We start from the raw sequence: 9057 nt of genomic DNA, 5'->3' as shown, positions 1-9057 counted from the left end.
CCTCTTTATATATACGTCTAAAGAGGGCTAAAGCCCAATTACGTACCTATTTCTAGGATGACAATTAATCCACCCTGGGTTTCTCCCGGCATCACCGGGGACTAGGACGATCGCTTTTCCTTAACTAACTATGGCGCTATCGTCTCGCACAATAGCAGATAGAGCGATCGGATCGCGCTCATAGGTCACAGACATTTCCAATAATTAGGAAAAAGAAAGCCCAAAGCCTAATAATATCGATCGCAAATCAGAAGTTTTGGAGGTGTGTAATAGAACTAACTCTTGCAAAAATCCAAAGCACCCCACCCCAACCCTCCCCTTATTAAGGAGAGGGAGCAAGATTATTCTTATTTCTCCCCTTAATAAGGGGGGACTAAGGGGGGTAAATTTGACTTTTGCAAAAGGTCTAATAGTTATAAATACCTCCTCAATCCTTAATAAAGCGGGAGAATGCCGACAATTTAAGTTAAAATAAAAATAGTAAAAATTACTCAGTGGTCGGCTTACAAAATATGTATGCTACTGATTAGCTGAAGTCCCGGAATTCACATCATGACTTCTAATCAATCTTCCCCTGAAATTAAACCAGCAGAATCGATCGCCCCAGCCGCCCTCGACAGCCAACAATTAGCCGAAACTGAAGCCCCCTTTCCGATTGTGGGGATTGCCGCCTCAGCAGGAGGACTCGAAGCTTTCACGGGGCTACTCAGCCATTTGCCGGTAGATACGGGTATGGCGTTTGTGCTGATTCAGCATTTAGCCCCGGATCACAAAAGTCTGCTAACCGAGATTCTCGCCAGACAGACGAAAATGCCTGTTAGTGAGGTAAAAGACGGCATGGCTGTAGAGCCGAATCAAGTCTACATTATTCCGCCCAACACCAAGATGGTGCTGTGTAAAGGCGTGCTGCAACTATCCCCGCGCGAGAAGATTTATGGCAAATATATGCCGGGAGATGCGTTTTTTACCTCATTGGCGATCGATCGCGGCCACAAGGCGATCGCTGTAGTATTATCCGGGGGAGACGGAGACGGTTCGCTGGGGCTCAAGGCAATCAAAGCAGCCGGGGGCATGACTTTTGCTCAGTGTCAAGACACGGCAAAATTTGATAGTATGCCGAATACCGCTGTCGCTACAGGGAATGTCGATTTTGTTTTGCCGCCGGAAAAAATTGCCGAGGAACTGGCAAACTATAGTCGCAGTCACCTTCTAACTTCCACAATTTCCCTAGCAAAAGTTGAAGAATCGCCCGAACCGGGAGATGCCCTGGCAACTATTTTTGCCCTGCTAAAATCAACCGCAGGCGTTGATTTTAGCCACTACAAACCCACAACGATCGCGAGGCGCATCCAGCGGCGGATGGTATTGTACAAGCTCGAAAACCTGGATGATTATGCCGAATACCTGCGACAAAATGCGCCTGAAGTCACAGCTTTGTATGAAGAAATCTTGATCCACGTTACCAGTTTCTTCCGCGATCCCGAAGCCTTTGAAAATTTAAAAGAGCTGGTTTTCCCCAGCATTACCCAAAATAAATCTCCAGAAGCTCCGATTCGGATTTGGGTGGCGGGATGTTCTACTGGTGAAGAAGTTTATTCGATCGCCATTTGCTTGTTAGAGTTTTTGGGCGATCGAGTTATGCCGATTCAGATTTTTGCTACAGATATCAGCGAGACGGCGATCGGCAAAGCGAGGTCTGCCACCTACTCAGAAAACCAGATGGTAGACGTTTCACCAGAACGCCGTACTCGCTTCTTTATTCGCGCCGAAGAAGGAGGTAGTTATAGAATCTGCAAAGCAGTCCGCGAACTGTGTGTATTTGCGCGACAAGACTTAAGCAGCGACCCGCCTTTTTCCAATCTCGATTTAGTTAGCTGCCGCAATGTGCTGATCTATTTGGGAGAGTCGCTGCAAAAAAAAGTGATGCCGATTTTTCATTACAGTCTCAACGCAGCAGGCTTTCTGTTGTTAGGCAGTTCTGAAAGTACGGGGAAATTTTCATATTTGTTTACTTCTGTCGATAAAAAGTCTAAAATTTATGCCAAAAACTTGACGGCGACTCGTCCCACATTTTCGTTCGCGCCGAGTTCCTATCCCGTCGTTAAAGCTGCTCTAGAACAGAGAATGAATGAAGAAAATTCGATCGATAATTTTGACTTAGAACGCGAAACTGACCAACTGATTTTGAATCGCTACGCCCCAGCCAGCGTGCTTGTTAACGAGCAGATGAAAATCCTGCAAGTGCGGGGAGATATCGATCCTTACTTTAGAGTGGTAGCCGGAACGCCGGACTTAAACTTGCTGACAATGGCAAGGGGAGGCTTGCTTGTGGATCTTCGCACCGCAATTTTTCAGGCACAAACGCAGAACGCGACTGTTAGGAAAGAAAGGGTATTGGTTGAATGGGGCGGGCGATCGTCTGCGGTGAATCTTCAGGTGGTGCCGTTCCAGTCGCGCACCACCGCAGCACGCTATTTTTTGGTGCTGTTTGAAGAAGTTTTAGCCCCCGCGAGCGACTTTTCCACCGTCACCGCCCAAAATGGCGATCGAGGTGATTCCGATCCGGAAAATGAGCGGCTGACGCAGGCGCTTGCCGCCGCTAACCAAGAAAAACTTGCGGCGCGATCGCACCTGCACTCGCTAATCCAAGAGCAGGAAAATCTCAACCAAGACCTCAAAGTTGCCAATGAAGAAGTCCTCTCCAGCAATGAGGAACTGCAAAGCATCAACGAGGAACTAGAAACTGCTAAAGAAGAGATTCAAGCTACTAACGAGGAACTCACCACCACTAACGAGGAACTTCGCAGCCGAAATCTCGAACAAAGCCTGGTCAATAACGATTTGACAAACTTGCTTGCTAGTATCAATATCCCAGTTTTAATGCTGGCAAACAATTTAGAAATTCGACGATTTACGCCCACGGCGCAGAAACTTTTTAATCTAATTATCACAGATATTGGACGACCCTTTAGCGACATCCGATCGACTCTTGATGTTCCTGACTTGGAACAGATGATTTTGGAGGTAATTGATACTCTCCAGACGCAAGAACGAGAAGTTAAAACTTTGTCGGGATATTGGTACAACCTCCGCATTCGCCCTTACCGCACCACGGAAAACCAGATTGAGGGCGTGGTGATGGTTTTGATCGATATTGATGCTCTAAAACGCAGTGCCAGAACTTTGGAGGAGGCGCGCAACTACGCTGAAGCTATTGTGGAAACTGTGCAAACGCCTTTAGTCACGCTAGATGCTGATTTCCGAGTGCACAAAGCAAATCGATCGTTCTATGAAACGTTTCAGGTTTTATCCTCAGAAACAGCGCAATCTTCGCTGTTTGAGCTAGGAAACGGGCAGTGGAATATCCCGCAATTGCGATGGATTCTGGAAGATATTCTGGTGAGCGATGTTCAGCTTCAAAACTTTGAGTTGACTCATTTCTTTGAGAATATCGGCTCCAAAACTATGCTGCTGAATGCTTGCAAACTTGAACGAGAAGACCAAGCTTTAATGATTTTGCTGTCTTTGGAGGATATCACTGCTCGCAAGCAGTTTGAGACAGAGCGATCGCAGTTATTGGAACAGGAACAGTTTGCCCGCCAAGAAGCAGAAATTGCTAACCGCACTAAAGACGAATTTCTGGCGAATCTCTCCCACGAACTCCGCAATCCCCTGACTCCGATCCTGGGGTGGGCGAAGCTGCTGCGTAGCGGGAAGCTGAAGGAAGCCGTCGCGGATCGCGCTCTAGAGGTGATCGAGCGGAGCGCGCTGGCGCAAGCTCAGTTAATCGAAGATATCCTGGATATTTCGCGGATTACTGGCAACAAGCTCGTTCTCGATACCAGTCCGATGGATCTGCAGTTAGTGGTGCAAGCTGCGCTCGACGGGGTTCAACTATCAGCGGATACCAAAAACATTGAAATTGTTTCGGAGTTGACTTCTATAACTGTTTTAGGCGATGCCGATCGCTTGCAGCAAGTTGTGTGGAATATTCTGTCTAATGCGATTAAGTTTACTCCACCGGAGGGACGAGTGGAAGTTTCCTTGGAGCCGATCGAGCTTCGCGCTCAACTTCGAGTTACTGACACGGGAAAAGGCATTGCGCCGGAGTTGTTACCGCATATTTTCGATCGCTTCCGCCAAGGAGATTCTAGCAGCATTAAGACGAATCAAGGGCTGGGATTGGGTTTGTCGATCGTCTACAATCTGGTGCAATTGCACGGGGGAATCGTGCTCGCCGAGAGTCCGGGGGAGGGACAGGGAACTACAATAACTGTGAGATTGCCTTTGCCAGACTCGGCTGAAGTGTTGACAGGGGCGATCGATTTCCCACCAACTGTATTGGCTGCAGGTTCAGGCGACGCATCTAGCGATACCGTCCCTTCTCTCGAAGGCTTGCACATTTTAGCTGTAGACGATCGCATCGATACCCGCGAGTTATTGGAATTTGTGCTCGAAAGCTACGGGGCGGAGGTTGTGACAGTTGCATCTGCCAGAAGTGCGATGGCTGCTTTGACTGAAAATCCCGGCAAATACGACGTGCTGATCTCCGATATCGCCATGCCGGAGGAAGATGGGTATTTCTTGATTCGAGAAGTGCGAGCTCTTGCTGAGGCAGCCGGAGGACAAATCCCAGCCATTGCGCTGACTGCCTATGCGAGCAAGCCCGAACGCAAAAAGGCGATCGAGGCAGGTTTTCAAAGGCATATTACTAAGCCTGTGAAACCCGTTGAACTAGCATTAATTGTTGCTAATTTAGTAGGACGATGTTAAATACTTTTGATCTAATATATAGCCCAATACGGTTTACTTAAGACGATCTCCCTGGCACACCCCTTAAGAAGCAGGGTGGTTTTATTGTCATCCTAGAAATAGGTACGTAATTGGGCTTTAGCCCTCTTTAGACGTATATATAAAGAGGGCTAAAGCCCAACTACGTACCTTTATTAATATAACACTTGCGTCCCAGACGCGAGCTTTGAGCGGTGCTTTCTGTCGTTTCAGATTTCTTCTCCCCACAATAAAACCACCCTGCCTCCTTAAGAAGGGGAGTAGGGGGTGGGACAAGAATGCTCTCAAAGTCCCCCGACCTAATGGGGATGCGAGGGGGATCTCCGGGGCATAAATATGTTAAGTGAACCGTATTGTTCTATAGCCTTTCTCAGAAAGATGAGGTACTATCGGGCATTGGCCAAACAGGGCATTGGGCATTGGGCGGAGCGAAGCGGAGGGATTGGGCATTGAGCATACTAATCGTTACCAGGCTGTTCCTGGTAACGAGTAATATCAAATCCGGTAGCATCGGAATTATAAAATCGAGTCAGATCAAATCCGCGCTTCATAGTTCTGTATTCATCTCTCTCTTGTCTTCCTCTGTGTTCTCTGCGCCCTCTGCGGTTAAATCACCTGACGATGCTACCGGAAACGATATAATCGCTTAAGTTATTAAATTTTCATTGCTAAGTGGTTCCCACAAAGAGCCTACAAACCAATATATTCGTCCCTTCATGAATTAGTTTTTTTCAGCGATTAGTTCAGCAGCCAAAGCGATAACAGATTCCGTGTTAATCCTCGCCGTATAAGCGATTTGTGGGCCTTGTATTCCCTTTAAATCTTCAACACGTTTGTGAATTTCCGACACACCTGTAGCTTTTAAGGCTGTCAAAAATGCTTGGTCGTGATAAACTTCTTCGGAAAACGAAACTTCGTCACTTTTAGAAAGATTTTGAATGCGAGCCGCTTTGTTGACTGTAGAGCCGAAATAGTCGATCGCATTATTGAGATTTACCAGCAAAGCCGTCCCTCGGTGAATGCCCACGCTAACACGAATCCACTCTGCAGGCGGGCGAGTAGAGTTGTACTTTCTGAAACTGGCGACAGCAGCAGCAGCCGCCATAATTGCTTCTTCGTTGCTGATAAAAGAAGCCATAAGGGCATCGCCGATGGTTTTAATGACTTTGCCGCCAAATTGCTCTACCGACTCAAATAAAATTTCAAAATGATCGCGCACAATATTGTATGCTTTAGTATCTCCTAGGGTTTCGTACATTCTGGTAGAACCAGTAATATCGGTAAACATAATAGTAATCGCGCGAATCTTGACTCGCTCTCTTTCCGATATCGCTGCTTCGCCGAACAAACGCTTGTAATCTGGGTGGTGAAGCAGTTGCATTCCTGACAGTCGCAGGGGCAGTTGTTCTAATGTCAATTCTTCGGGCAATTCATCGGGATGCAAAATCAGCCCGGACAAATTGTGCTCGGTATTAGTTAGTTCGATTTTAACTTTTCCCGGACGCACAGTCAGCTTTTGTTTGTCAAAATCTGGCCCCGTTAACTGCTTGATTTTAATTTCTTGTATTTCTTCTGTGGCTTCGCCTTCTACTTTTAAAATTCCTTTAGCTAAGGTGAGGGGACAGCAGTACCGATATTGACCGCTTTCTAAGATAATTATTTCGGATGCACAGCAGCATAAAGGTGTTATCAGTTGCAGTTTGTTCTGAAGTACGGGAGGGGGAGCACAGACGGGGCGCAGTTTCGGGTCTTCGATTTCTTTGTTGAGGGAAAACGTAACTTCGACGCGATCGAGCAAATCAATGTTAAACTCGCGATCGCACATCGGGCAAAAAGACATTTCCGATGCGTCTGCCAAATCCTTGAATTCGTCTGCTATCATGTTGCAGTGCGGGCAGTGAATGTCCCAGTGCAGGTCAAAAGTGCCTGCTTTTACCCCGTGCAGAAATTCTGAAGTAATTCTTTTAACATTCTTGACAGTATCGCCGGCTACGTAGTAAGGATTAATCCGCAATCTCTGCAAAATGTGGGAACCGATTAACCAGTTTTCGATTTGGTCGATCGTTCCTTTGCTAGAATTGGAACGTTGTTTAAGTTGTTCTAGTTTTTCTGTTAATAATTCGATATTCACGATTTGCTTGCCTTTGAGCGTCAGGGCAAGAAATTTTTAAGCATTTTCTGGGATAATTTCTTCGTCTGCTTTGTTCTTCCCTGACAATTCTGATAAATTTGCACCTGTGTAGCTGTCCCTGACCTGTGTATAAATCTTAACAAATTAGCAGTCTAAAGGCGATGTTTCTTTAGGCAGAAGGATGCGTCAGTTGTTACAAAAGAGCGATCGCTGCATCTGTCTTCAGGAATATATTATATTAATCTTAGTTTCAAACAACAATGCAGCCCCAGAGGCTCTCGATTGAAACCAGACTAAAATAGCAAATATCCCACCCATCCCTATACCACAAATGCTAAACAAAATTTGGCAATTCCTCAAACAACTAATTCAGCGCCTATTGGGCACCACACCCCCACCAAAACCCCAAAATACCCCCATCCGCCCCACCCTCACAGACGCGGAATACGAATCGAAATTTATGGAAATTCTGGAAGGGGTAAATGCTGGCTGGAGTCGAGGGGATGTCGCGGGATTTTTAATCGCAAAACGGCTTAAAGATAGTGAATTGGCTGGTTGGTTGCGACGGTTTGGAACTCGATTGTTTGAGGAGGAGACGCACGCATCATCCACCGCCCCTGCGGATGCGGTGGCTTCGCTGCAGGAATTGGCGCGCAGGCTGGGTTTGTTTGGTAGAATGGGTAGCGGGGAATTGTCGCAGGTGGCGGGGGATATTGGGCGGGAGATTTTGACGCGATTTCCGCTACCGGTGGTTGAGGATGATGTTGGATATGGGAATGTGATTGAGGCGGTGTTTGTTGGGAATGGTTTAGGTTTTTCTGGGGATGGGAATCGCAGCGGCGCGTCAGGTGTGCCCGGGTGAATTGAATGGCCGAACTTGCCTATATCTAGCATTTTGGTCGAGTTGGGCGATCGGCATGATATTCTTAGCAATTAAGCGCCGCTTCCGTCGGTAATTTTCACGCACTCAAATAGGACTAAACAAAACTGAAGTCCTCACTACAAACTCAAATCCTCATGATACAAGTAATCGGCATCGACTTAGGCGGCACCGCAATTAAACTCGGCAGATTTAGCGAAGATGGTGTTTGTCACCAATCCTTAACAGTTCCGACTCCTCAACCCGCAACTCCAGAAGCCGTCTTAGCTGCCCTCACCGATGCTATTTTACAACTAAATCCTGCCGAAAATGCTGTAAGTGCGATCGGCATCGGCACACCAGGCCCAGCAGACGCCGCCGGCAGAATAGCCAGAGTCGCAATTAACCTCAAAAATTGGCATAACGTCCCCCTAGCTGACTGGTTGGAAGCCAAAACCAGACTGCCAACAATATTAGCAAATGACGCGAACTGTGCCGGATTGGGAGAAGCTTGGTTAGGTGCAGGAAAGCACTTTAAAAACCTCATATTGCTAACATTAGGAACAGGAGTCGGCGGTGCAGTTATCCTCGATGGCAAACTATTTACAGGTCATCTAGGCGCGGCTGGAGAGTTAGGATTAATTGCCATCAATCCCGACGGCCCGGAGTGCAACAGCGGCAATCGCGGTTCTTTAGAACAATACGTTTCCGTACAAGCAATTCGCCGCGAAACGGGTTTAGAACCCCTAGAATTAGCAAACTTAGCTAAGTCGGGAGATGCGAAAGCTTTAGAATATTGGCAAAATTACGGGCGCTATCTCGGTATCGGTTTAGCAAGTCTGATTTATGTTTTAACACCGGAAGCTATTATTATCGGCGGTGGAATTAGTGCGGGTGCAGAGTTTTTCTTGCCTGCGGTTAGAGCCGAAATTGAGCGGCGGGTGCTACCTAGTTCTCGCGAAAATTTGCAATTATTGCTTGCCAAATTGGGCAATCAAGCAGGTATGGCAGGCGCAGCAAAATTAGCTTGGCAGCTAGCTTTAATGACTAATAACTGATTGACTAATATCAATTTTGGTTGTACTTATACATGATGTTGACTGTTGACTGTTATTGGTTATTTGTTATTTGTTATTTGTTAACTGTTAACTGTTATTTGTTATTTCGATGAAGAGAGGATTTGATATAACAACTAACAACTAAGCTGCTACGCAGCTAAACCGGATAAAATAGCATTGCCTTTATTTTTGATTTTTCGATCCCATTTAATAACCAT

At 46.5% G+C, this 9057-nt stretch carries 4 protein-coding genes; 3 read left to right on the top strand and 1 reads right to left on the bottom strand.

Going from position 1 to position 9057, the window contains the following annotated elements:
* Positions 1-552: 552 nt before the first annotated feature.
* Positions 553-4773, top strand: coding sequence for a chemotaxis protein CheB (locus tag QUB13_RS29955; RefSeq protein WP_333388622.1), 4221 nt, complete (start codon positions 553-555; stop codon positions 4771-4773).
* Between the two features lie 739 nt (positions 4774-5512).
* Here the strand turns inward: QUB13_RS29955 and QUB13_RS29950 are convergent.
* Positions 5513-6922, bottom strand: coding sequence for an adenylate/guanylate cyclase domain-containing protein (locus QUB13_RS29950; protein WP_333388619.1), 1410 nt, complete (start codon positions 6920-6922; stop codon positions 5513-5515).
* A gap of 331 nt (positions 6923-7253) precedes the next feature.
* Between QUB13_RS29950 and QUB13_RS29945 the strand changes: the two genes are divergently transcribed.
* Complete coding sequence (locus tag QUB13_RS29945) at positions 7254-7784, top strand: hypothetical protein (RefSeq protein WP_333388617.1); 531 nt, start codon at positions 7254-7256, stop codon at positions 7782-7784.
* Positions 7785-7939: 155 nt separating this feature from the next.
* Positions 7940-8839 carry an ROK family protein gene (locus tag QUB13_RS29940; protein WP_333388614.1) on the top strand — a complete coding sequence of 300 codons (900 nt, stop codon included), beginning with the start codon at positions 7940-7942 and terminating at the stop codon, positions 8837-8839.
* The last annotated feature ends 218 nt before the right edge of the window (positions 8840-9057 follow it).

This window comes from Microcoleus sp. B4-D4 (assembly GCF_036705185.1).
Classification (GTDB): Bacteria; Cyanobacteriota; Cyanobacteriia; order Cyanobacteriales; family Microcoleaceae; genus Microcoleus.
The sequence above is the reverse complement of the archived record's forward strand: the minus strand, read 5'-3'. Positions and strand labels throughout refer to the sequence as shown.

Bases quoted from the DNA above. Each gene is read 5' to 3' on its own strand.
- QUB13_RS29940 (WP_333388614.1), top strand. From the start codon at position 7,940: ATGATACAAGTAATCGGCATCGACTTAGGCGGCACCGCAATTAAACTC.
- QUB13_RS29955 (WP_333388622.1), top strand. From the start codon at position 553: ATGACTTCTAATCAATCTTCCCCTGAAATTAAACCAGCAGAATCGATC.
- QUB13_RS29945 (WP_333388617.1), top strand. From the start codon at position 7,254: ATGCTAAACAAAATTTGGCAATTCCTCAAACAACTAATTCAGCGCCTA.